The organism is Arthrobacter psychrolactophilus (assembly GCF_003219795.1).
GTDB lineage: Bacteria > Actinomycetota > Actinomycetes > Actinomycetales > Micrococcaceae > Specibacter > Specibacter psychrolactophilus.
This window is the reverse complement of sequence record NZ_QJVC01000024.1, coordinates 37052-62009: the sequence shown is the minus strand read 5'-3', so window position 1 is coordinate 62009 and position 24958 is coordinate 37052. Positions and strand designations below refer to the sequence as shown.

Below are 24958 nucleotides of genomic sequence, written 5' to 3'. Positions count from 1 at the left end.
CACCAATGGGCAGTTTTGCTGGCCATCAGTGGGCACTTTCGTGGCCGCCTATGGGCAGTTTTTCATGGCCGCTAACATAGAATTGGGAGCTATGCTTTTTGGGTTCTGATGGTGAATGCAAAATTCGGTAACCGAAGTTGATGTATTGGACATTCTCGTGGGGATGAGGGTGGGTGCGGGGTGGGTGCAGGGTGGCTTCGCCTCGTGATTGGGTTAGAAAGGCCCTTATCTCAATGTTTGATGGCAGAGTAGAGAGTGATTGTGAATTGCAGAGGTAGTTGCAAGCAATGGCAATCGCACTACAGTCTCTGTGTGCAAGCGAAAGTGCTTACGATCTTTCATTCCTTGGATGACTCCGAAAATTATTAAAGAGGGATGAGTTTTGAAAATTAACATCGAGAATGTGGCGCTAGTAATTGAAGGTAGTTAATCGGCAATAATGAAAATAGAATTGTCTTCTTTGGGTAATATCGATTGCGGACATTCATTAATAATTAGGAATTGATTTGGAAATTAATAAAAGTCAAGAATTCGCGAGACGGAACATCGTTAAATCTGTGGTTTGGACCACTCCAGTTATTGTTGCAGCAGTTGCGGCGCCCACGGCGTCAGCGTCAATCCTGCCTACTAATTACACATTGAGCGTAAGTTCGATCAATGTCGCACCGGCTGTTCCCACTCAGATCGACGGACAATCAGTGCTGGGTACTAATCAGACGTTCAATACGTTCGTTTCGTTTTTTAACTCTGGTCCTGATGCGGCGCCAAGTGTCTCCGGACAAGTGACGTTTGATCAAGGGTCTATTCCAGGTGAATCCCCTGGTGAATTTACGGTTAATGCACCCTGGGTTATTACTGGTATCAGTGTGAATACGGATCTAAATCGTTGGATAGTTGAAGTCACCTACAGTGGATCAGTCGCCGCTGGCGCATTAGCACCCGCCTTGATCGTTACGGCACGTACACGGCTAGCTGTGGCTCATCCTGTGGGCGACTCAGGGCCCTACATCGTGCTTGCTCGTGCTTTGGATGCTAATGGGGGTTCTGCGGATACGCAGCAGGATTACTACTACGTACGGCGATAGTGCCGACTCATCACTTCATTAGGCAACAATATTTAATTTTCCCTGCCTATGAAATAGGAAGCGGTGAACGGACGGGGCACGCCCCGGCCGTTCACCGCTTCTATCGTTAAATTTATGCGCACCAACGTTCAAAGGCCAGGATTTCCTCTATGGCCGGCAAGATTTCTTCCACCATTTGCTGGTGAATCTCAGGGCTGCGGCGAAACGGGTCAATAACGTCTTGACTCTCCGAAGCGGGATGTGCCGTGGAGCGGTGCAGTGCCGCAAGCGCGGGGAGTGTTGTCCAACGCCGCTGCACACTGTCGGCGTCGGTGCCGGTCACGACGTCGGAATTCTTGGCTATGCGAATCTCTTTGAGAATACGCGCGAATTCGATGAGGGTGTACGTTCGTTTGAGCATACGAGGACTCGTTTTGATGACGGCATCGCGATGATCCACTGTCATCGTCAGGACCATGTCCATGCTGGTCAACAGTTGTGGGGTCAGCTGACGAGATGCAAAGCCATCGCTTGAGCCGTTGAAGGCTGAGAGCAGTTCGGCCGATTCGGCTTCCATCTCATGGCCAACCAAGGATTCCGTGCCGGCACTTCGCACAGAAAATACGCCTGGTCGTAATGCGTCGAATTCTGCCTGCAGCATTCGCTCGGCAAAAGGCGAACGGCAAATATTGCCAGTACAAACTGTTAGCAAATGAATCATAAAATGATTCTATCCCGGCTGATCCACGTCTCCAGAACGGCTGTAGTTGCTAGCAAAGAAAGTCATGACTTAGCGAAATCCATGGAATCACTTAGGCTGGACGAGAGAAATGAAGAATATCTTGTGTCAAACACGTTTCCTAACATCTGAGGAATATCAAACGCATGGCTCGTGAGAAGCAGCAAGGAACATCCGAAAGACGAGACCAGAAGCCCGGGGGATGGGCGCGTTTCCGGCACAGCACTGTGGGATCGCTCATTATCAATGTCCTCGCGGCGGTTGTCGTCATAGCGCTCGTACAGACCTTCTTCGTCAAGATGTACGTGGTGCCCTCAGGTTCTATGCAGGCGACACTTCAAGTGGGCGACAAGATCCTGGTGAACCGCACGGCCTATGCCGGTGGCGTCCCGCCCCGGGGTGACGTTGTAGTTTTCAAGGCCGATGAGGCATGGCAAGAGGTGAAACCCAGCCAGGGCAATGTGGCTAAGAAGCTGATCCGTTACTTTGGCGATGTCACCAGCATCGGTCCTTCCCATGAGAAGTTTCTCGTGAAGCGCGTCATTGGAATCCCCGGTGATGTGGTCGACTGCTGCACTAGCGCCGGTCAGCTCACGATCAATGATTTACCGCAGGATGAACCATATATTCAGGGAAATCCGACGTTTGAGCCTGCAGGCATCAATTGCGATAGTACGCCCACGAGTTCGCGCTGCTTCGGCCCCTTTAAGGTTCCCGAAGGGAAATTGCTGGTCATGGGAGACAATCGTGGAAACTCTAAGGATTCGGTCTTCGCCTGCCGCGGCATGGACGCAACTGAGGACTGCCTGAAGCTGGTGTCCGTCGACGACGTCATCGGCCATACTTTCGCAGTTGTCCTGCCCTTGTCCCGCTTCGGTGGGGTTCGCTAGAGGGCCTGCAGAACACCGGAAGATAGCAGTTCCTCGATGGCCACATCCAGTAGCTCCGCAGCAGCTGGATGGTCACCAATTTCCACGACAACTTGTTCCAACAATGTCTCCTTGCTGATCCATGACTCTGCGAGCTTCCACACCAGAGCGCCCAAGGGACCAAGCTCTAGCACTTTGGAGTTCACCAACAAGAAGACCGCTCCATCGATTTCGACTCCATCTTGAATTTCTGTTCGACGTAGCCCCTGTCCGGTAATTGCGTCTTTTTCGTCGACGGTGAGCTCCAGAGGGAACCACTCGGACGCCTCCGTCCGCTCGTTGCCTTTCACTAAGTCGGGCAGGATGCCGGCAATGGTTGCAGCTTCGGAGTAAATGATTTTCTGCACTCCGCCACAGTCCTGAATCATGGTGCACAGCTGAACGAGGCCACGATCCATTTTTGCCAAGGCTGATAGCTGCGGCGTCAACTCAAGAACGGCGGCGGCCAAGGGCACGGGTTCAAGGGATACAGGCGTACTTTCACTTCTACGATTCAGCAAGGTGATCTTGCTCAGCACGGGTGCAGGTGGAGTGGCCCCTAAAGAAAATGAGTCCGGGCCCTCTTGCAGCTTGGGAGATTTCGGATCCGGCTGCTTGACGGAAAGCGGCTTGGGGTAGGAGATAATGCTGAGGTCAGAATGAACGGTGATGGTTTCATCGCTGACATAGCCCCAGTCGGTGCCGAGCGTGCGAGCCACCGTGGTTTTGCCCGTTCCTGAAGGCGCAATGAATGCAACTGTTGCACCAGTGAGCGGATCGGACAGGCCACAGGCATGGAACATCATGAACTGTCCTGCCAGATACTCGATGGCACCCAGCGTAATCGTCGACGTTAGATACTCATTAGCCCGTTCAAAGTCTCCGGCTGGACGAGTGACTACTCCGACGGAGGTTTGAGCCGGTTCAATGAGGCAGCGGGACCAAGCCTGACGGAACTGCGCAGCTTCGCCGTCGGAAAGATTTATGACGTCCAAAGCCACGCCCATGGCGTCGATCTGGACGGTATTCAATGCCGTGTCCGTCGTGGGGACTGTCGCTTCGAGGGTGGTTTCTGGTGTCTCGAGGGAGGCGGGGCCTGGCATGTGGGGTCCTAATCGCTGTAACTGCCAGAGGTAACCACTGACGGTGGAGTACTTAAACTTCTTCGAGCTTATTGAGTCGGACCCGCTAGGCCAAACTCGTGGTGGGGTTAGATCCAGCTGGGCAGCCACATATGCTGGCGCCAATAGTCCTGTGTGATCATCTCGGCGGCCCAGATGGGGTAGAAGAACGCGCTCAGCGCCACGGTGAGGACCAAGAAGATGCCGACCACGGTGGCGCCCTGGGCTCGGCGCCAGGGGGGATCGCCGAGCTTGCCCATGATCATGCCCAACGCCATGACAAGCGCCAGGATCATGAACGGCTCATACGCAATCGCGTAGAAGAAGAAGATGGTGCGCAGCGGGTAGAAGAGCCAAGGGAGGAACCCTGCGGCAAAGGCCAAGAGGATGGCGCCGGCACGCCAGTCACGCTTGGCGATCCAGACGCCAATCAGGAACAAGATCGCCAGAGATCCGCCCCACCAGATCAGAGGGTTGCCGAGGCTTGTGACGGCCGCCGTGCACTTATCTACGGCACAGCCGCCGTCGCCATTTTCAAAGTTCTTGACGTAGAACGAGGTGGGGCGGCCCATGACGAACCAAGACCAGGCATTGGCCTTGTAGGGGTGATCGGAGCCGAGACCCGTATGGAAGTTGTAGGCCGTGGAGTGGTAGTGCCAGAGCGAGCGCAGCGAATCCGGTACCCAGCCCCATGGGCCGGCGGGATTCGTGGCGGCCCAGTTGCGGTCGTAGGCGTCCTTGGAGAGGAACCAGCCGGTCCAGGTGGCAATGTAGGTGGCAGCGGCCACGGGAACCATGCTGACGAAAGCCAGGATGCCGTCCTTCCAGATGGCGCCGGCGATCCAGAACTTAATGCCAGCAATCCTGCGAGCGTTCATATCCCACAGCACGCTCAGCAGTCCGAAGCCTGCTAGGAAGAACAAACCCGACCACTTGGTGCCGATACACAAACCCAGCGACACACCTGCTGCCAGACGCCACCAGCGGATGCCGAGCCAGGGGCCGTACACCAGAACCTTGGCTGGAATCGTGCCGTCTGGTCCAGCTGCTGTGGCGAGCTGCGAGAGCTTAGCCGCGAGCCGCCGTCGTCCATCATCACGATCCATGAGGATGGCGCCAAAGCTGAGCAGGGCGAAGAACATCACGAAAATATCCAGCAACGAGGTGCGCGACTGGACAATGGCGTGGCCGTCGACCGCGAAGAGCAGGCCGGCCATGGCGCCCAGCAGCGTGGAGCGGAACATCTTTTGGGCGATGAGGGCCAGGATGAAGATGGACAGTGTGCCCACGAGGGCGGCCGTAAATCGCCAGCCAAAGGTGCTGTCGGAGCCGAAAATCCACATGCCGAAGGCGATCATCCACTTTCCGACGGGTGGGTGGACCACGTATTCGGCGGTGCTTTCAAGGCTGGTGAAGATGCCCTGGTTGAAGAGGTCGTTGGCCTTCTCGGCCCAATTGCGCTCGTAGCCGCTCTGCAGGAAGCTGTAGGCGTCCTTGACGTAATAGGTCTCGTCGAAGACCAGAGATGTGGGCTGCTCGAGGCGAATGAAACGCAGCAGCCCGCCGATGAGCGCCGTCAGTGCCGGGGCCAACCAAAACCACAGACGCAGTCCCGGAGGCGTGAAGTGGCGGCCCAACAGACGCTCCTTCAGAGCGGTCCGCGTGAAGGCGTTTTGAGGGTCCTGAACCCACGGTTTGGCCGTTTGTGCACTGGCGCGGGACGCGTGGGAACCGTGAGGGTGGTCGTCTGGAACTTTTCGGTCCGGGGCCGGCGGCGCGGTATCCATAGCGTGGGGTTGCACGGTCTCCATGCTACCTAAGTGGGACTCTGTTGCTGTGGCAACTACGCTGGAGTCATGGAAGATGACTTTGGCCAAGAAAATGACAACGCAGTAGATGGATCGCAAGCCGGTCTAGAAGTGGCCGAAGGACCCATGGATTCAAGCCTGGCGCCGTCGATCAAGCCGGGGGAGGGCTTCATCGTTTTGGCGGCGACCCCCATCGGAAATATGGGCGACGCCTCATCACGCCTCATTGCGTGGTTGGGTGCGGCAGACATTGTGGCGGCTGAAGATACGCGCCGCCTGCACCGCCTCGTGACGAGCCTCGGCGTCAAGGTCGCCGGGCAGATCATCAGCTACCACGAGCACAACGAAGCCGTAAAGACCGCCGAGCTATTGACCCAGGTACAGACGGGCAAGACGCTGCTGATGGTGACCGATGCCGGTATGCCGTCGGTGTCCGACCCCGGCTTCCGTCTCGTGGCTGCAGCCGTGGAAGCGGGCGTGAAGGTTACCGCGGCGCCTGGCCCGTCGGCTGTGCTGACCGCGCTGGCGTTGTCGGGATTGCCCACCGACCGCTTCAGCTTTGAGGGATTCCTGCCCCGCAAGTCAGGGGAGCGCGCCTCGCGCCTGCACGATCTGTCCATAGAGAAGCGCACCATGGTGTTCTTTGAGGCGCCGCACCGGCTCGAGGCCATGCTGCGCGCCCTGCACACCGCCTTTGGTCCGGCTCGTCCGGCCGCAGTGTGCCGGGAACTGACCAAGACCTATGAAGAAGTGATCCGCAAGCCGCTGTCCGGATTGCTCGAGTGGGCCGAAACCACCCAGATCCGTGGTGAGATCGCGATTGTTGTGGGCGGCGCGCTCGATGCAGACCCCGGCACGCCCGAGGACCACGTGGCCGCCGTCAATGAGCTCATGGGGCAGGGTATGCGCATGAAGGAAGCCGTGGCCGTCGTGGCGCACGATGTTCACGTCAGCAAGCGTGAGCTGTACAGCGCCGTTTTGGCCGCACGAGCCTAAAACGCCTCCGCCTCTTCGTTGAGTCGCCATTTAATGCCCCTTAGAACGTTCTAAGGGGCATTATATGGCGCCTCAACGTTGGTTAAGGGGCCGTCCTCGGGCGAGGAGGCAGCTGCCGTACCCGTCCGCCGTCGAACATTGGACAAATGCACAGGGAAAGGCTGGTTGGCAGTGCGGGGATGCGTAGACATTCGTAGGCGGCGGGAACTACCGTGAATTTAATGCACACCACGCCGCCGCATCGCCCTGTCTGGGAAGCGGCACAAGACGAAGGAGTCACCATGACTGTGATCGCCGCAACCGAATTGACCGAACGCGAAACCGCGCTGCTGGCCAGTGTTCCCACCGGGCTGCTCATCAATGGTGAGTGGCGCAGCGCTGCGTCGGGCAAGACCTTCACGGTGGAGGATCCGTCCACCGGTGGGGCGCTGCTGGAGATTGCCGACGCCGGGGCGCAAGACGGTGCCGACGCGCTCGATGCCGCTGTGGCCGTCCAAGAGGAATGGGCTGCTACGGCTCCGCGGGTTCGGGCCGAGATTTTACGTCGGGCCTTTGACCTGGTCATGGAGCGGGCGGATGATTTTGCGTTGCTCATGACCCTGGAAATGGGTAAGCCGCTGACCGAGTCCATGGGTGAGGTCAAGTACGGCGCCGAATTCCTGCGTTGGTTCTCCGAGGAGGCCTCGCGTTCCTTTGGCCGGTACTCGTCGAACCCCGAGGGTACTCAGCACATTCTGGTGCAGAAGAAGCCTGTTGGGCCGTGCCTGCTGATTACCCCGTGGAACTTCCCGCTCGCGATGGCCACCCGCAAGATTGCCCCGGCCATCGCCGCCGGCTGCACTATGGTGCTCAAGCCGGCCAACCTTACGCCGCTGACCAGCCACCTTTTTGCCCAGATTATGATCGAGGCCGGCCTGCCTGCCGGTGTGCTCAATGTTGTCTCCACCACCGACGCCGGGGGAGTTACGGGACCGTTGATCAAGGACAGCCGCCTGCGCAAGCTCTCTTTCACCGGATCCACTCCCGTGGGCAAGCGTCTGTTGGCTGATGCCTCTGCCAATGTGCTGCGGACCTCGATGGAGTTGGGCGGCAACGCGCCGTTCCTCGTCTTCGAGGACGCCGATCTTGACGCCGCCGTAGACGGTGCCATGGCGGCAAAGCTGCGCAATATGGGTGAGGCCTGCACCGCAGCCAACCGCTTCCTTGTGCACGAATCCGTCGCGGAGGAGTTCGCCACGAAGTTCGCCGCCAAGATGAGCTCCATGACCACGGGTCGTGGAACTGCCCCGGACACCAAGGTGGGCCCCTTGATTGACGCCAAGAGCCGCGACAAGGTGCACTCGCTGGTCAGCGACGCCGTGGCCGACGGCGCCACTGCCCTTGTTGGTGGCGCCCCCGTGGACGGAGCCGGCTACTTCTACCAGCCTACGGTTCTCACCGGTGTGGAGCCTGGCGCTCGCATCCTGAGCGAGGAAATCTTTGGCCCCGTGGCCCCGATTGTCACGTTCAAGAACGAGGATGAGGCCGTTGCTCTGGCCAACGACACCGAGTACGGCCTGGTGGCGTACGTGTTCACGAAGGATCACAACCGAGGCATGCGCATGGCAAACCGCATCGAGACCGGCATGATGGGCCTGAATGCTGGCGTCATCTCCAACGCCGCGGCCCCCTTTGGCGGTGTCAAGCAGTCCGGGCTGGGCCGTGAGGGCAGTGTCGAGGGCATCGAGGAATACCAGTACACCCAGTACGTGGGCATGGCGAACCCCAACAACGTCTAGTTCTCTAGAGGAGGCGCCACCTCCGGGGTCTTAGGCCCATTACGCTCCATCACTGTGTTCCGCAAAGTGATGGAGCGTAACGGTTTAAACGCACTAATGTGGTGCGGCGTTTCTAGGGGCGGGAGATGAGGGATGCCGGAAGAGCCCGCGCCCTGAACCGCCCCCATGTCGTCGCCCGGGACCGCAGCCTGGCGGTGACAGACTCGACGGCGTCGACCAGGTCCTCCCGGCCGGCGGGGGATGGCGTTGGCGGCCCAAAGACCCGCTGCTCGTAGCTGTCCAGCAATAGGGCCAATGCCGGGGACGTCGTACCGCCGAGCCGCTCGGCCACCCCTGCCACCTGCCGGGCAGGGGTCAGGGCCGGATCGATGGGGCAGCCATAATCTGCGGCCGTGGCCAACATTTCGCGCCATGCCAGAACCTCGGGGGCTCGGGCGTCGTCACCTGGCTGAGGATCAGCGCCGGTACCGCCGCGCACCCGGGCCAGGCGGCGCCGTCGTACGAGGAGGCGGAGAGCCGCAGGAACGGAAGCCAGCAAGAGCAGCAAAACAATGATCGCCGAGGACTTCAGGACCGGGCCCAGCTGTGAGGTGGCCTGCTCACCTCCGGCAAGGGGTGCGGCCGTGCTGGGGGTGGCCGTCGCGGTGGCCGTGGCCGTCGGGACATCGTTGGGGCCGGCCGTGGCATCGGCCGTGGGAACGGAGGTGCTTTCCTCCTGCGTGTAGTCGGGGACGCTGCCGCGGGAGGGGGTGGGCTCAAACGGCACCCAGCCCAGGCCCTCGAAGTAAATTTCCGGCCAGGCGTGGGCGTCCTGCCCCGTGGCCTCGTACCCGCGCAATTGGCGGCCCTCGATCTCGCCCACCGCCGTGGTGCGAGTCCCCGGCGCATAGCCCACCGCAATGCGCGAGGCCAGGCCCACCTCGCGCGCCATGACGGCCATGGCTGCGGAGAAGTGCACACAGTAGCCGCTCTTTTTCGTCAGGAACGCCTCGAGCACCTCCATGCCGGAGCCGTCATATCCCGCCGAGGCTGGCGTGTTGAGGTCATAGCGGAATTCGGAGGAGAGCAGATAGTTCTGCAGCGCCACGGCCTTGGCGAAGGCGTCGGTCTCGGTGCCCACCACCGACAAGGCGGTGTCCTTCACGAGCGCCGGGACATCGTTGGGCAGCTGCCGGAACACCGGATCCACCCCGCTCGGATCGCCCGACGCCGCCTCGAGGGACGCCTGCGAGAGCACCGGCGTTTCGCTGCGTACCAGATAGGACTGGCCCAGGGTCGAGATGAAGCGCCCCTTGATGGTCTGCGTGGCAGGATTCCAGCGCCACTGCCCCGAGAGATTCTCGACCTTGCTGGGGGACAGCGGGGCCGGCAGCCACTCACTGCGCAGCGCCTCAATCGTCACCATGGTGAGCGTTTCGGCCGTGGTGACCGTGGGGGAGGGGCCCGCGGCCGGCACGAGGTTCGTGGTGCCAGACGGCAGCGAATCCGGAATGTCCGAGGGCTGCCAGGACTTGCCCGTGAAGTTCTCCAGCGTGCTCAGGCGCAGATATTGTGGCTGCGCCGTGGTGCTCAGATACGTCAGATTCACCTCGGTCGACTGGGACCGGAGATCGTTGCCGAGCGAAATCATCGGGTCCAGCCGCGTCCCGGTACCCGACTGATCCAGCCGCGAGCCCTGAGGGAAGGAGCCTTCCGTGAAGCCCGGAATAATGGTGGGGGCAAAGGCCATGACAAGCACGACGGCGGCGCCAAGCAACGACGCGCGGGACAGGGTGCCGCTGGAGAAGCGCACACCCGTGGCTCGCACCTTGCCCTCGGGTGCATACCACTGGCAGCAGCCAAGGATCAGCAGGAAACCGGCGGCGGCACCGATGAACCCCATCGTGCCAATACCGCCCTTGGTGGTGAACGCGGGAGGCAACATGACCATGATCAAGCCCAAGGCACTGGCGGCCGGCATGGCCACGGTGATCGCGGCTGTATCGATCAATAACGCCACGAACCCCAAGCCTGCGCACACGAGGAAGAACAAGGGAACCGTGGAGGTCACCGGGGTATTGCTGCTCATGATGGTGGTGGACGCTTCCGACGCCATCGCTAGCGCAGCATCAACCGTAGCTAGTGTGGGAATGAAGCCCAGCAGCGAGGAACCGGGGAAGAACACAAAAGTCAGGCTCAGGAGCCAGCCCGCCAGTGCACCTAGAGGAGCGTAGGCATCAAGGGCAGGGTAGCGGCGTAAGAGCGTCGGTAGCAGGAGCGTACCGGACACCACCACGACGGCCCGCGGCCACCAGCCAAAGTCCGTCAGCACTCCGCCCAGACTCAGCGAGGCGCCCATGACAGCGGCAAGGATGGCCACCGCGAGCACCCAGCGGGCTGGCCCGGTGCGGGGAGTGGCGAAAATACCGCGACTCATATACGCCGTCCCGAGATTGCGGACGGCTGGGACAATTGCAGCCAGGCTTGCTCGAGCGCCATGGCCGGGGTGAGCGCGGTGGCGCGCCATCCCGCGCGGCGCAGAATCGCGATTGCGGGATCGGCGAGATCTGGGTCGGGGCACAGAATCATGGTGAAGGCGCTCTGGGTGGACTCGGCCGTCTGGGCCAGAAGATGCGCCTCGCCTTCGCCCAGCATGCCAACGATGGCGACGAGCGGGCCGCGCCGCCGGCCCTCATGAAGCTTGTGAACAAGTTCGTTGGCGAAGGGGAGTGACGGGCTGTCCGCGCTTTCGTTGAGTTCAAGGGCCGCCAGCGCCGTCGCCACATCAAAGACACCCTGGATTCCGCTGTACTCGGCGACCCCGGGATCTGAGGCCGAGGTGGAAGATGAGAAGCCCGGCAGACCCTGATGGTCTAGGACGCGGAGGACATAGCCGCGTTCTAAGAGGTGGGTAGCAATGGAGGCCGCCGCAACAACCGCTGTTTCAAACAGTGCCGTGGTGCGAAGCTCCGGGAGCCCCACCATGCTGTGACCTGCGATCTGAAAACGCTCGATAGCCCTGCTGCGCTCGCCGAAGGCAAAACTTCGCAGATCAAGGATCAGGGCGGCCTCGGGGGTCGTGACAGACTCCTCGGCCCGCACCATGAGTTTGCCCTGACTCGCGGTTACCGCCCAGTGAACGCGACGCAGCGGATCACCGTAGCGGTACTCGCGGGTCATGGCATCGTCCTGGCTCGCATGGGCGAGCTCGGGGGTGCTGTGCGATCCGTCGTGGCCCCTGCCATCGCTGAGGGAAATCGCGGGCAGTTCCACGGCGGCAGGGGCCACGGTGAGCCGGGCGCCGTCGTCCAGTCCGCGGTGATAGGAGCTGACGTTGAAGGGGTCGGCAAACTGGCCGCTCAGGGGACCGATCGTGAAGATGCCGCGGTGGGCCGGATGGAGCGTGTAGGTGTATCGGCTCAGCAGGCTGCGCGGCGCCACGGGACGAGGATGGCTGAAGCGTGGCACATCGCGGAAACTGACGGGCAAGTCCTCCACCAGCATGGTGCGTCCGCCGCCGGGAGTTCGTCCGTGGACGTCCAAGGTCACGGCAACGGGCGACCCCACACGGCCCAGAGCCGGAGCGAGGGTGCGTTTCACCGTGAATCCGGGCTTGAGCAGGTAGACGGACGCACAGGCAACGGCTGGTAGGGCACAGCAGAAAATGGCGACCATGAGCAAATCTCGGCGGCCAAAGTACAGGGCCAGCAGAAGTGCCAGTGCGCCGATGGCTAAGAGAATCCAGCCGCGAGGGCGAAAGAATCGTAGAAGAGGCACGCCCGGACCGCCTACCGGGAATCCCTCGTGGCTCGGGGGATCGGCGTGCGGCCGATCGTCGCGCCCGGAGCCGCGCCCGGGACCGGAACGGTCGCCAGCAACTCCGTGATGACAGAATCGGCGCTCACACCTTGGCTGGCCGCGCTACGTTCTATCAGCAGCCGGTGGGCCAACACCGGATGAGCTAAATCGCGAATGTCATCCGGCAGCACAAAACCACGCCCGGCTAACGCCGCAGCAGCCTTGGCGGCCCGCAAGAGCTGCAGCAGCGCCCGGGGACTGGCGCCCAGACGCAACTGCGGCGACGTGCGCGTGGCCTGGCCCAGAGCCACGGCATAAGCACGCACGGCGGGAGCCACATGGATGGCAGCGACGGTTTCAATCATGTCGGCCACCTGTGCGGCGCTCACCACGGCCTGGACCGCGTCGAGAGGGTTCACGGATTGATGGCTTTCCAGCATGGCCAGTTCCGCCGCCGTATCCGGGTAGCCGAGGGAGATGCGCGCCATGAAACGATCTCGTTGCGCCTCGGGGAGGGGGTAGGTACCTTCCATTTCCACGGGGTTTTGTGTTGCGATGACCATGAACGGTTCGTCCAGGTTATAGGTAGTGCCATCCACGCTGACCTGGTGCTCGGCCATAGATTCCAGCAGCGCGGATTGGGTCTTGGCCGAGGCGCGGTTAATTTCGTCGCCGATCACAATATTGGCGAAGATTGCCCCGGGGCGAAATTCAAAGACCTGCGAGGACTGGTTATAGATGGACACGCCGGTGATGTCACTGGGCAGCAGATCCGGCGTGAACTGGATCCGGTTGACCGAGCAGTCAACTGTCCGGGCCAGCGTCTTGGCCAGCAGCGTCTTGCCCACCCCGGGCACGTCCTCCAGCAGCAGATGCCCGCCGGCCAGGAGAACTGTCAGCGCCAGCCGGACCGACTCTTCCTTGCCATCGATGACGGTATTCATGACACGCATAATCTCGGTGCTTAGCGCGGAAAAGTGCTCGTCGCTCATGGGAGATGTACCCTCAACTCTCGCATCGGCCGATCGCGGACGGCGCTGCGGAGCCTGAGGCGCCACCGCCGAAGTGGCTGTCAGTAAAGTCTCCTGAGGGTGCATGCCCCACCTTCCCAATTGGCGTCCGATTCAAGAATTATCGGATGTTGTGACCTACGCTACTAGCTTGGCCTCGTTTTAGCGCTAACTTGCCCGCAGATCAGCCCACCCAGCGACACAAATCTGCCCTCACTCATCAGCCTTGGAGGTCCCGGGCGGGTACAGTAAATAACCATGTGCTCCGAAGATGTCCCTCGCCCTTACCGCCCGGAAATGCTCAAGAACGACGGCGAAACTCGTCGCGGCGACTTTGCCCCGGCCCCGCTGGCCTTACCTTTCCCGGTCTATGACAACCACACACACTTTGACTTTGGGGACACCCCCGTCGAGCTGACGGCCGCCCTTGATGCAGCCGAGGCAGTGGGCATTGCCGGAGCCGTGCAGGTTGGCTGCGATTTGCCCTCCTCCCGGTTCGCGGTGGCCGCGGTGGACGCCGACCCGCGGTTGCTGGGCGCCGTCGCGATCCATCCCAACGACGCACCCGAGTTGGCCGACGCGGGTGAACTGGAAGCAGCATTGGCCGAGATCGACGCCATGGCGGCCCATCCTCGCATCCGGGCCATCGGCGAAACGGGATTGGACTATTTCAGGACCGGAGAAGAAGGCGTTGCCGCACAGCATCATTCCTTCCGGGAGCACCTGGATATTGCCAAGCGCCGCGACCTTGCCTTGCAGATTCATTGCCGTGACGCGCACGAAGATGTTCTGAAGATTCTGGCCGAGGTCGGCGCACCCTCCCGGCTGGTCTTTCACTGCTTCTCGGGAGACGCTGAACTGGCCCAAATCTGCAATGACAACGGCTGGTACATGTCCTTTTCGGGCACCGTGACGTTTAAAAATGCCGACAATCTTCGCGCCGCGCTTGCTGTTGCCGATCCGGCGCTCATCATGGCCGAGACCGACGCACCATTTTTGACGCCACATCCCTTCCGAGGGCGCCCCAATGCCAGCTATATGCTGCCGTACACGGTGCAAAGCATGAGTCAATTGATGGGTCGAGATCTGGAAGAATTCTGCCGGCAGATCGCCACAAATACCGAGGCTTTTTACGGCTCTTGGACCGATTAGCCCTGTACGACTGGTCACTTTTGGCAAGAAAAACCTTGTCCATCAGGTCACGATTAGGTTACGCTGAGTGACTATTAGCCGTGGTCGGGGAAGGCCAACGGACAAAATGCTGGTGCGCTCACCGTTCAAAAGAGCTCATCACTTCCGTTCGCAGGAACATTTTGAACTAGATCTGTGCCCACGTGCGTGGTGCGCACGTCAGGGATGAAATGCTCTCTACTTTTCCGTGCCCGGGTCCTCTAGTAGTTATGAGCACTCGTGTCTTCAATCTTTACCGTAAATGGCAAACTGAGCTACCTAAAGCTTGCCTGCCAGGCGGCCATCTTGCTCGCACTCGTTGCCGGCGTCATGGCGTTTGTCACGGCCAACAAGACCTTCACACTGGTCCTTGATGGTCAGAGCAGTTCAGTTCAAGCCCACGGCGGATCCGTGGCCGATGTGCTCAAGGTTGCTGACATTTCCGTCAGCGGCGCAGACCACGTCACTCCGGCTTTGGATAGCGCAGTTGCAGATGGTGACGTCATCACCGTCAACACGGCTAAAGACATCACGGTCAAGCTCGATGGTGCCGAGCAGCGCGTGACCACGACTTCCACAAAAATCAGCGGCTTGATTAGCCAGTTGGGCATCGCCGCGAATGCCAAGATCTCCGCTCCTGTGGACACGCTTCTGGCGAACTCGAGTGAAGTTAGCATCATCACCCCCAAGCAGGTCACGGTTGTTGCCGATGGCAAGAAGCGGGTCACCACCACTACGGCTCACGACGTCTCAGACCTTTTGGCTGAAACCGGAGTCACACTGGGTAAGGAAGATCGCGTCTCAGCACCCGGTGTTGCCACCGTCGTTGAGAACATGGTCGTCAAGGTCAGCCGCGTCAACACCGAAGGCACCGTTACCGAGGCCTCGGACGTTCCCTTCGAAACCGTCGAGAGCACCGATGCAGCCCTCTACGTAGACCAGAAGAAGACGGTGACGGCCGGTGTCGCCGGATCCGTCGAAAAGACTTTCCGCACGGTCACCGTTGATGGTGCCGTCGTCAGCCGCACCGAAATCGCCTCGAAGGTTGTCAAGGAAGCAGTTGTCGAGAAGATTTCCGTCGGCAGCAAGGAACGTCCCGCTGCGAAGCAAAAGACCACGACCGCTGCAGGGTCAAACACCGGAGCAGCTGCCCCGGCCATGGCCAACGAGGCCATGTGGGACGCCATCGCCCAGTGCGAGGCAACCGGTAACTGGTCCATCAACACCGGCAACGGTTACTACGGCGGCCTGCAGTTCGACATCGGAACCTGGCTCGGTGCCGGTGGTGGAGCCTACGCTCCCAATGCGAGCTTGGCCACGAAGGCTCAGCAGATTGACATCGCCAACAAGGTTTACGCAACCCGCGGCTTGCAGCCCTGGGGCTGCGCACACGCAGCAGGCTAGGCACTAGCGTCAGCTAAGATTCACACGTTTTACACACACTCCCTTGATAGCTTCGGCACAGTCAGGGGAGTGTGTGCGTTAATAGCAGATACCATTGTTCAGTGACCTCCACAGATCCCAGCCCCACACCCTTGCCACTGCTAGGTGCCACCGAAATCCGCCGACTCGCGGAAGAAATCGGTGTGCGCCCCACAAAGACGCTGGGACAAAACTTTGTTATCGATGGCAACACCATCCGTCGCATCGTCGCCGCAGCCAACGTTGACCCCGGTGAGACAGTGCTGGAGGTGGGCCCTGGCCTGGGCTCGTTGACCCTTGGCCTGCTCGATGCCGCCGCCCGCGTGGTCGCCGTCGAGATCGATCCGGTCCTCGCCGCGAAGCTGCCGTCGACGGTTGCCGCGTTCCGCCCAGAATTGGCGGGCAATCTCGACGTCGTACTCTCCGACGCCATGAGGGTCACCGAACTGCCGGCCGAGCCCACAGCGCTCGTGGCGAACCTGCCGTACAACGTCGCCGTACCCGTGGTCTTGCACCTGCTGGAACACTTCCCGTCGCTGAAGCATGGCCTGGTCATGGTTCAGGATGAGGTGGCTGACCGTATGGTGGCGGGCCCCGGCTCCAAGACCTATGGCGTGCCGTCGGTCAAGGGCGCCTGGTATTCGCAGATGCGTAAGGCCGGGGTGATCGGCATGAACGTCTTCTGGCCGGCGCCGAAGATTTCCTCTGGCCTGGTGGGCTTTGTCCGCCACGAACCTCCCGTCACGCGGGCCTCACGCGAGCAGGTCTTTGCCGTCATCGACGCAGCGTTCGCGCAACGCCGCAAGACGCTCCGTGCGGCCCTAGCTGGTTGGGCCGGTGGCGCTGCCGAGGCAGAGAAGTACCTGCGTGAGGCCGGAGTGGATCCCAGCGCCCGCGGCGAGGTCATCGATGTGGCCGCCTATGCCCGGATCGCCGAAGCCAAGCTTCCCTTCACGGCGTAGCCATGGACACATCGAAGAAGGCCGAATCCCGGCGGGCTGCCACAACAGCCCTTGATCCCTTTGCCGGCGAACCTGCCTGGGCGCAAGCACCCCGGCGCGTCAAGGTTCGTGCGCCGGGCAAGATCAATGCCTTCTTCCGTGTCGGCCCGCTGCGCGAGGACGGCTATCACGGCGTCGCCAGCACCTATTTGGCGGTATCGCTCTATGAAGAGCTGGCCGTGACCTCGAAGCCCGGGACACCGGCCACCGATATCACCGTCAGCATCAGCCCCGAGAGCACCCTCGACGCCGATCTGCTTGCCGGGATTCCCCTGGATGCCAGTAACCTGGCCGTGCGCGCCGCGCTCTTGATTGCCGAAATTTCCGAGAATCCCACTGGCGCGCATATTGAGATCACCAAGCGGGTTCCCATCGCCGGTGGCATGGGCGGGGGATCGGCCGACGCCGCTGCGGCGTTGGTAGCCTGCGACGCGCTGTGGCACACCGGGTTATCCCGGGAAGAACTCTCCCAGTTGGGCTCTGAATTGGGAGCTGACGTGCCGTTCGCGCTCTTGGGGGGTGCCGCCGTCGGACTTGGCGTAGGTGACCAGCTCACAGCCGCACTGGCCCCCACTCCGCTGCATTGGGTTCTGGTGCCGGCCGACTTTGGACTCTCCACGCCGCGCGTCTACGGAACTTTGGATCAGCTACGCGCCGATGCTGGTGCGGAGGTCCCGGAACCGGGGCAGATTGATCCAGGAGTGCTGGCCGCACTGCGAGTCGGGGACGCGCAGGCCTTAGCTCCGTGGCTGCACAATGATCTGCAGGCGGCTGCGGTATCGCTCGCGCCGTCCTTGGCCGAGGTTCTGCGACAGGGTGAGGACGCCGGTGCGCTGGCATCGCTTGTCTCTGGTTCCGGACCAACCCTGGCCTTCTTGGTCGCGGATGCCGATCATGCGCAGGCTGTGGCGGCGGCGTTGGCGGGCCATGGCCATGAGGCGTGGGCCGTGACAGGTCCCGTGCACGGCGCAGCAATCATCCCCTAAATTTTCTTGTTTCATTAATTCTTGAAGGAAAGTGGTACCACGTGGCTCATTTGCTTGGCGGCGAAAATCTTAGCGTTGCCTTCGCCACCCGAACCGTCCTTGACGGTGTCAGCGTCGGTCTTGAAGAAGGGGACCGCATTGGCATCGTGGGGCGTAACGGCGACGGCAAGTCCACGCTGATGCGCCTCCTGTCCGGGCGGCAGACGGCAGACTCCGGTCGCGTCACCGTGCGCGGCGGCGTTCAGGTCGGCTACCTCGACCAGACCGACGTGCTCGACGGCGATGACACCGTGGGCTTCGCGATTGTGGGGGAGGCCGCCGATCACGAATGGGCCTCCAACCCCAAGATCCGTGAAATCATGGGCGCGCTCGTGGGCGAGGTGGATTGGCACGCCAACATCCACTCGCTCTCCGGCGGCCAGAAGCGCCGCGTGGCGTTGGCCAAGCTGCTCATTGGTGATGACGATGTCATCATGCTCGATGAGCCCACCAACCACCTCGACGTGGAGGGTGTGGCCTGGCTGGCCAAACACCTCAAGCAGCGCTGGCGTGCCAACGAAGGCGCCTTCGTTGTGGTCACCCACGATCGCTGGTTCCTCGATGAAGTGTGCACCCGTACCTGGGAAGTTCACGACGGCATCATTGACCCGTTCGACGGCGGTTACGCCGCCTATGTCTTGGCCCGCGCCGAGCGTGACCGGATGAATTCCGTCATCGAGTCCAAGCGCGTTCAGCTGGTCAAGAAGGAACTGGCCTGGTTGCGTCGCGGCGCCCCGGCCCGTACAGCCAAGCCGAAGTTCCGCATCGAGGCAGCTAACGAGCTCATCGCTGACGTCCCCGAGCCTCGCGATACCGTGGCGTTGTCGAAGATGGCCACGGCCCGTCTCGGCAAGGACGTCATCGACCTCGAGGACGTCTCGCTGAGCTACGGCGAGAAGTCACTCTTCGACAAGATCACGCTGCGCCTGGCTCCGGGTGAGCGTCTTGGCTTGGTCGGCGTCAACGGTGCCGGTAAGACCACACTGTTGCGCCTGCTCAACGGCGAGGTGGAACCCACTTCCGGCAAGGTCAAGACCGGCACCACGGTCCGCACGGCGGTGCTGACGCAGGAAGTGCGTGAGCTGGATGATGTCTTGAACATGCGCGTCATCGAGGTCATTGAGCGGGAGAAGCGCTCCTTCGATGTGGGTGGCAAGGACATGACGGCCGGCCAACTCGTGGAGCAGCTCGGCTTCACCAAGGACAAGCAGTGGACCATGGTCAAGGACCTCTCCGGTGGTGAGCGCCGTCGTCTGCAGCTGCTGCGCCTGCTGGTCGGTGAGCCCAACGTGCTCATGCTCGATGAGCCCACGAACGACCTCGACACCGACACCCTCGCGGCCGTGGAAGACGTCCTCGATGGTTGGCCGGGAACGCTGGTTGTGGTTTCGCACGATAGGTACCTGCTGGAGCGCGTCACTGACCACCAGATGGCGCTTCTGGGTGACAACAAGCTGCGCGGCCTGCCCGGCGGCGTGGACCAGTACCTGGAACTGCGCGAGAAGGCCGGCCTGGCACCGTCCTCCGGCAGCCCCGTTGCTGCCCCCGCACCGTCCGGTCCCACCGAGGCGCAGAAGCGTGATGCCCGCAAGGTGCTGAACCGCCTGGAGCGCCAACTGGGCAAGAACTCGGCAGCAGATGCCAAGATTCACGCCCAGATGGCTGAGAATGTGGGTAACTACGACGTCCTGGGCGAGCTTCAGACCAAGCTGGCCAAGCTGGCCGAAGAGCGCGAAGGCCTAGAGCTGGAATGGCTCGGCGCCTCCGAGGTTCTCGAGTAGCATTCGCGCCCATTCTGCGGTGAATGTTCGGTTCTGCGTAAAGTTCGGCGCCAACTTGCCGCACAACACTGTTGTGCGGCAAGTTCGTATCCAACTCAACGCAGAACCGAACATTCAGACGCCGGGGGATCCCCGAACTGGGGGATTGCATCCTCCACAGCAGGGGCAACCGGGTATTTTATTCACCTTGGCGGCACTGGGCCTGTCGCCGCGGCGCGGCATCGCCGAATCTGGTGTCATGAGCCCACGCAGAAGCCGTCAACGGCCGCCCTTGGAAACTTTTATAGCCGCATGCGGCGGTACAGCACGGCAGAATGTGCTCGCGAGCCGCGGCTACTCCAGCCGCAGCATCAGCCAGGCCGTCGCTGACGGGCGCTTGGTACATTGCGCCCGAGGCGTTTATGGCCTGCCAGAGATTTCTGCCGAAGATGCCTTTCTGGCCAGTCACCAAGCCCGGCGCAGCTGCCTGAGTGCCGTCACCGGGCTGGGGTTGTGGCTCTTGACTAAGCCGGGCAAGCTCCATGTCGCCACGGCACATGGCCGCCCAGTTCCGGGCTGCGTGAGCCATCGCGTCAGCGGACGGCAGAGCCTCATGGACATTTTGCATCAATGCGTGAAATGCGGCAGCGAACTAGAAGCCCTGATTGTGCTCGAATCTGCCGTGGTCACGAAGAAATGCTCCATCAATAGCCTCCGCACCTCGTTCAGCACCCGCTCGGATGCTGCCGGGCGCGCCATCGTGGACATGATCGATCCGCAATCCATGGCCATTACGGAAACCTGTTGCAGATACACCTTGCGCGCGGCTGGCTACAACGTCCAAGGCCAGGCGTACATCCGGAATGCAGGTCACCTAGACATCCTGGTCGATGGGATTCTGGGCTTAGAAATAGATGGCGAGGCCTATCACAACGATCAAGTTGCGTGGAAGGAAGATCTGCGCCGAGACACCATGTACGTCCTTGAAGGGATGTGGCGTCTGAGAATTCCGGCGGCGGTGGCGCTCTATCAGCCGCACATCATGCTCGGATGGGTGGAACAGGCCCTCAAACGGATTCGTGCAACGCAGCTGCCCGGGATGAGATGAGGTGGGCGCCGCCAGCTTCCGGGATTTCTATGTGACGTTGGCCACCGGGCATTGAGAAATATGCACGCGACGGCGCTCTCAACTCGCGAAATATGCCCTCGTCATGGCACACTATATTCTCGTGACCTTCCGCCAAGAGCGGGAAGTGCATGGTCCGCCCTGGTGTAATGGCAGCACCCCAGCCTTTGGAGCTGTGGAGTATAGGTTCGAATCCTATGGGCGGAACAATATCGAGCGCATCTGTCAAGTGGCTCGAGCGGGTACCATGGAACTGTTTCCCATTGCGTACGTTTGAAAACGGACTACAGGTCCGGGCAGGAGTGCTACTTAGTGAGCCCCCAAGAAATCCCCACCGTAAACCCAGCAGCAGTCATCGTCTTGGCTGCCGGTGCAGGCACTCGGATGAAGTCACGCACACCCAAAATCTTGCACACCATCGGTGGCATCTCCATGGTGGGTCACGCCATCGCAGCCGCACAGGGTTTGAACCCTGCCAAGCTCGCCGTGGTTGTCCGCCATGAACGCGATCTCGTCGCCGCACACATCACGAGCCTCGATGACAGCGCCACAATCGTGGACCAGGACGAAGTTCCCGGCACCGGCCGCGCCGTCCAGCAGGCTCTGGAAGCCCTGGACTCCCATGAACTCCTCACCGGAACCGTCGTCGTCACCTATGGCGATGTGCCGCTGTTGACCACCGAGCTCCTGACCGAACTGGTCGGCACGCACAACGCCGACAACAACGCCGTGACGGTTTTGACCGCCGTGCTCGAGGACGCCACCGGATACGGCCGCATCATGCGCCACGAAGATGGCACCGTGCTCGGCATCAAGGAACACAAGGACGCCACCGACGCAGAGCGTGAAATCCGTGAGATCAACTCCGGAATTTACACCTTTGACGCCGCCGTCCTGCGCGAAGCACTCAAGAGCGTCACCACGGACAACAACCAGGGCGAGATGTACCTGACCGACGTGCTCTCGCTGGCCCGCAACGCCGGCGGCCGCGTCGCCGCCGTTGCCACGACTGACCGCTGGCAGGTTGAAGGCGCCAATGACCGCGTCCAGCTCGCAGCGCTGGGCACCGAGCACAACCGCCGCATCGTCGAAGGCTGGATGCGCGCCGGCGTCAGCATCATCGACCCCGCCACCACCTGGATCGACTCCACAGTTCAGCTTGCTGAGGACGTCACGATCCTGCCCGGCACCCAGCTGCACGGCAAGAGTACCGTGGCCCGTGACGCCGTCGTTGGCCCCGATTCCACCCTGACGGACGTGCAGATTGGTGAGGGCGCTGAAGTGACTCGCACCCACGGATCCGGCGCCATCATCGGCGAGAACGCCCACGTTGGCCCCTTCACCTACCTGCGCCCCGGCACCGTGCTCGGCGCAGACGGCAAGATCGGCGCGTTCTATGAAACCAAGAACGTCACGATCGGCCGCGGCTCCAAGCTGTCCCACCTCGGCTACGCCGGCGACGCCGAAATTGGCGAAGACACCAACATCGGCTGCGGCAACATCACGGCCAACTTCGACGGCGTCAACAAGCACCGGACCAAGATCGGCTCGGGCGTGCGCACCGGTTCCAACACCGTGTTCGTGGCTCCCGTGACGGTTGGTGACGGTGCCTTCACGGGCGCTGGCGCCATCGTTCGCAAGGACGTTCCGGCCGGAGCGCTCACGCTGACCGTTGCCCCGCAGCGCAACGCTGAGGGCTGGACCACCGCGAACCGGCCCGGCAGCATCCCCGCGCACGCGGCGGAATCCGCTGCCGAAAACGCCACTAACTAAGACTTCTCACCTACCCCACCCCCGCGAGAAAGAAAATCATGAGCGAACTAAGTCATAACGTCGACAGGAAACTGGTGTTGGCTTCGGGCCGAGCACACCCAGAGCTGGCCGAGGAAGTGGCACGCTGCTTGAACACCGAACTGTTGCCGATGTCGGCCTACGACTTCGCCAACGGTGAGATCTACGTCCGCTCGGGGGAGAGCGTACGTGGCAAGGAAGTGTTCATCATTCAGGCGCACCCGGCACCGTTGAACAACTGGCTCATGGAGCAGCTCATCATGGTTGACTCCATGAAGCGCGCCTCGGCCGCCGCCATCACGGTTGTTGCACCGTTCTACCCGTACTCCCGTCAGGACAAGAAGGGCCGTGGCCGCGAGCCGATCTCGGCACGTCTGGTCGCTGACCTGTACAAGACCGCCGGCGCCGACCGCATCATGAGCGTTGACCTGCACACCGCGCAGATCCAGGGCTTCTTCGACGGCCCCGTCGATCACCTCTTCGCGATCCCGCTGTTGGCTGATCACATCCGCGAAATCGTCGGCGACGACGACGTGACCGTTGTTTCCCCTGACACCGGCCGCGTGCGCGTTGCCGAGCAGTGGGCAGAACGCTTGGGTGGCGCACCCTTGGCCTTCGTGCACAAGTCCCGCGACCTGACGGTTCCCAACCAGGCTGTTTCCAAGACCGTTGTGGGTCAGGTTGAGGGACGCACCTGTGTGCTCATCGATGACATGATCGACACCGGTGGAACCATCGCCGGCGCCGTTCGCGTCCTCAAGGATGCTGGCGCCAAGGATGTCATCATCGCCGCCACGCACGCCATCTTCTCCGACCCGGCCGCCGAGCGTCTGGCTAACTGTGGCGCGCGCCAGGTTGTTGTGACCAACACGCTGCCCATCCCGGAAGAAAAGCGTTTCGAGACCCTCACGGTGCTCTCCATCGCCCCGCTCCTGGCTCGTGCGATCAAGGAAGTCTTCGAGGACGGCTCGGTCACGAGCCTGTTCGACGGCGACGCCTAAGTCCCAGCAGTAAAGCTGCGGCCGCTTCCCCTGGGGGAGGCGGCCGCAGCTGTTTTTAAGGAAGCACGACGGCGCACACCTCACCGTGTGCCTTTTGCGCACGCTGGGCCCGTCGTTCCGTGCCCCGATTGTATTGCCCGTTCCGTCGCTTATGCGCCCCATTGCCACGGAGTTCGGCGCGCGGTGTTCCGAGCGCTCAACTCATCACGAGCCCGGAGCACAAGAGAACCATCCCGACTGTATGCGGCAGATTCCCGGTGCAGTTCTGCGCATGAAGGAAGCCATTGCTCCTCCACAGGCCCCGCTCAGGCTTACTTTTTCACAGTTTTGCCGGCGGGGATGCCACGTCCGCAGCTTGATGGGCAGGCTTGAGTGTATGACCCTTTCAGAAGCAGTAAAAGAGCACTCAGTAGCGGATGAAGTGGCCTGGTACGGCAAGGTTGCCAGAAGGAAAGACCTACTCTCGAGGGGATGTACGGCCTGGGGCCTAAAACAAGCCGTGGCAGCTGGAACCGTCCGCCAGATTTGCCGTGGTTACTATGCGCTGCCCGACGCTGATCCCTTGGACCTACACCTAGCCCAGTTTCAGGCCCGGCGGTCATGCTTGACGAAGGCTGCCCAGCTGGGGCTGTGGATCATCAGGCCTCCGTCTCTTCCACACGTTGCCGCCGCACATGGCAGGCCGATTCTTGGGTGCGTGGTTCACAAAGTGAGTGGCCCTCTGTCCTTTATGGATATTCTGCGCCAGTGCGTCAAATGTGGTTCCGAGGTGGATGGTTTGGTGGTGCTGGAGTCTGCCGTGGTACTCAAGAAGTGCACCATCCTTGAACTTCGGGCAGAATTCACTAGACGCGAGGATGCGCGTGCCAGGTCCATCATCGACATGATTGACCCTCAGGCCATGTCCATTGCCGAAACCGTGGCCAGATACTACCTACGCACGGCCGGGTTCAACGTCCAAGGTCAGTTTTACGTTAAAGATGTTGGCCATTTGGATTTGTTAGTTGAAGGCGTCCTGGGTGTGGAAACAGACGGGGAGAGATACCACAACACCGAAAGTGGTTGGGCTGAGGATCTGCGGCGAGACAACCTGCTGGTGATCAAAGGCTTGTGGTGCTTGCGCATTCCAGCAAAGGTGGTGCTAGGGCGCCCAGACATCATGCTGAAGTGGGTTCGTCAGACGCTCGCGATGATCAGTTCTGCATCACTTTGAGGGCTGAGTTCGGCGCATAGGCTTAACAGACTTTCGGCATGCTCCATACCGTAAGGCAGCGCAACGCATGCTGACTTATGCGCTCAACTCAACGCGGATCCTGAGTCTTGGGGGAACAAGGGTGGTCCGTCCGCGCACCTGCAGTCTGCTAAGCTTGATCAGTAAACCTTGGCGAGGGACGCGTAAAGTGTCCGTGATCGACTGGGTCTTCTACGCTCCTGACGTTCTTGTTGTGGATTGTGTCGACC

19 protein-coding genes and 1 tRNA gene are annotated in these 24958 nt (G+C 61.2%); 14 read left to right on the top strand and 6 right to left on the bottom strand.

The window, feature by feature from the left end; all coding sequences use genetic code 11:
* The first annotated feature begins 506 nt into the window (after nucleotides 1-506).
* A complete protein-coding gene (locus CVS30_RS17850; protein WP_146233425.1) occupies nucleotides 507-1085 on the top strand; it encodes a hypothetical protein in 579 nt (192 codons plus the stop codon).
* 112 nt (nucleotides 1086-1197) lie between these two features.
* Here the strand turns inward: CVS30_RS17850 and CVS30_RS16150 are convergent, their stop codons facing one another.
* Nucleotides 1198-1785, bottom strand: coding sequence for an arsenate reductase/protein-tyrosine-phosphatase family protein (locus CVS30_RS16150; RefSeq protein ID WP_110486587.1), 588 nt, complete (start codon nucleotides 1783-1785; stop codon nucleotides 1198-1200).
* A 164-nt stretch (nucleotides 1786-1949) separates the two neighbouring features.
* Between CVS30_RS16150 and lepB the strand changes: the two genes are divergently transcribed.
* The gene (gene lepB / locus CVS30_RS16145) at nucleotides 1950-2693 is read left to right on the top strand and encodes a signal peptidase I (protein ID WP_110486586.1); all 744 of its coding nucleotides are present in this window, start codon (nucleotides 1950-1952) and stop codon (nucleotides 2691-2693) included.
* Here the strand turns inward: lepB and CVS30_RS16140 are convergent.
* Both CVS30_RS16140 and CVS30_RS16135 read right to left on the bottom strand, forming a co-directional pair.
* Entirely contained in the window at nucleotides 2690-3814 is a 1125-nt protein-coding gene (locus CVS30_RS16140; RefSeq protein WP_110486585.1) for a hypothetical protein, read from the bottom strand. The two genes, lepB and CVS30_RS16140, sit on opposite strands and share 4 nt — an antisense overlap.
* Nucleotides 3815-3921: 107 nt before the next feature.
* Complete coding sequence (locus CVS30_RS16135; protein ID WP_110486584.1) at nucleotides 3922-5643, bottom strand: dolichyl-phosphate-mannose--protein mannosyltransferase; 1722 nt, start codon at nucleotides 5641-5643, stop codon at nucleotides 3922-3924.
* 123 nt (nucleotides 5644-5766) lie between these two features.
* On the opposite strand from CVS30_RS16135, the gene rsmI reads away from it, so the two are divergent.
* Nucleotides 5767-6636, top strand: coding sequence for a 16S rRNA (cytidine(1402)-2'-O)-methyltransferase (rsmI, locus tag CVS30_RS16130; RefSeq protein ID WP_110486590.1), 870 nt, complete (start codon nucleotides 5767-5769; stop codon nucleotides 6634-6636).
* A gap of 281 nt (nucleotides 6637-6917) precedes the next feature.
* A complete protein-coding gene (locus CVS30_RS16125; RefSeq protein WP_110486583.1) occupies nucleotides 6918-8414 on the top strand; it encodes an NAD-dependent succinate-semialdehyde dehydrogenase in 1497 nt (498 codons plus the stop codon).
* Nucleotides 8415-8526: 112 nt separating this feature from the next.
* Here CVS30_RS16125 and CVS30_RS16120 read toward each other — a convergent pair whose 3' ends face one another.
* From CVS30_RS16120 to CVS30_RS16110, 3 genes are read right to left on the bottom strand one after another with little or no spacing between them, the layout of a single operon-like run.
* Nucleotides 8527-10830 (bottom strand): transglutaminase TgpA family protein, encoded by a 2304-nt coding sequence (locus CVS30_RS16120; protein WP_181419834.1) that lies wholly within the window; start codon nucleotides 10828-10830, stop codon nucleotides 8527-8529.
* Nucleotides 10827-12170, bottom strand: a complete 1344-nt coding sequence (locus CVS30_RS16115) for a DUF58 domain-containing protein (RefSeq protein ID WP_110486581.1) — start codon at nucleotides 12168-12170, stop codon at nucleotides 10827-10829. Before CVS30_RS16115 ends, CVS30_RS16120 begins: the two co-directional genes overlap by 4 nt.
* 11 nt (nucleotides 12171-12181) lie before the next feature.
* Entirely contained in the window at nucleotides 12182-13288 is a 1107-nt protein-coding gene (locus tag CVS30_RS16110; RefSeq protein ID WP_220033940.1) for an AAA family ATPase, read from the bottom strand.
* Nucleotides 13289-13459: 171 nt separating this feature from the next.
* Here CVS30_RS16110 and CVS30_RS16105 point away from each other — a divergent pair, with 171 nt between their 5' ends.
* From CVS30_RS16105 to CVS30_RS16060, 10 genes are all read left to right on the top strand, one after another.
* Nucleotides 13460-14353 carry a TatD family hydrolase gene (locus tag CVS30_RS16105; protein ID WP_110486580.1) on the top strand — a complete coding sequence of 298 codons (894 nt, stop codon included), beginning with the start codon at nucleotides 13460-13462 and terminating at the stop codon, nucleotides 14351-14353.
* Between the two features lie 258 nt (nucleotides 14354-14611).
* Nucleotides 14612-15775, top strand: a complete 1164-nt coding sequence (locus tag CVS30_RS16100; RefSeq protein ID WP_110486579.1) for a resuscitation-promoting factor — start codon at nucleotides 14612-14614, stop codon at nucleotides 15773-15775.
* 101 nt (nucleotides 15776-15876) lie between these two features.
* Nucleotides 15877-16755, top strand: a complete 879-nt coding sequence (gene rsmA, locus CVS30_RS16095; protein ID WP_110486578.1) for a 16S rRNA (adenine(1518)-N(6)/adenine(1519)-N(6))-dimethyltransferase RsmA — start codon at nucleotides 15877-15879, stop codon at nucleotides 16753-16755.
* A gap of 2 nt (nucleotides 16756-16757) precedes the next feature.
* Nucleotides 16758-17780, top strand: a complete 1023-nt coding sequence (locus CVS30_RS16090) for a 4-(cytidine 5'-diphospho)-2-C-methyl-D-erythritol kinase (RefSeq protein WP_110486577.1) — start codon at nucleotides 16758-16760, stop codon at nucleotides 17778-17780.
* Between the two features lie 41 nt (nucleotides 17781-17821).
* On the top strand, nucleotides 17822-19600 hold the full coding sequence (locus CVS30_RS16085) for an ABC-F family ATP-binding cassette domain-containing protein (protein ID WP_110486576.1): 1779 nt from the start codon (nucleotides 17822-17824) through the stop codon (nucleotides 19598-19600).
* A gap of 238 nt (nucleotides 19601-19838) precedes the next feature.
* Entirely contained in the window at nucleotides 19839-20687 is an 849-nt protein-coding gene (locus tag CVS30_RS16080) for a putative endonuclease domain-containing protein (protein WP_146233424.1), read from the top strand.
* A gap of 153 nt (nucleotides 20688-20840) precedes the next feature.
* Nucleotides 20841-20912, top strand: a tRNA-Gln gene (locus tag CVS30_RS16075).
* 105 nt (nucleotides 20913-21017) lie between these two features.
* The gene (gene glmU / locus CVS30_RS16070) at nucleotides 21018-22478 is read left to right on the top strand and encodes a bifunctional UDP-N-acetylglucosamine diphosphorylase/glucosamine-1-phosphate N-acetyltransferase GlmU (RefSeq protein ID WP_110486574.1); all 1461 of its coding nucleotides are present in this window, start codon (nucleotides 21018-21020) and stop codon (nucleotides 22476-22478) included.
* A gap of 38 nt (nucleotides 22479-22516) precedes the next feature.
* On the top strand, nucleotides 22517-23497 hold the full coding sequence (locus CVS30_RS16065; RefSeq protein ID WP_110486573.1) for a ribose-phosphate diphosphokinase: 981 nt from the start codon (nucleotides 22517-22519) through the stop codon (nucleotides 23495-23497).
* Between the two features lie 271 nt (nucleotides 23498-23768).
* A complete protein-coding gene (locus tag CVS30_RS16060) occupies nucleotides 23769-24710 on the top strand; it encodes a type IV toxin-antitoxin system AbiEi family antitoxin domain-containing protein (protein ID WP_146233423.1) in 942 nt (313 codons plus the stop codon).
* Nucleotides 24711-24958: the final 248 nt, after the last annotated feature.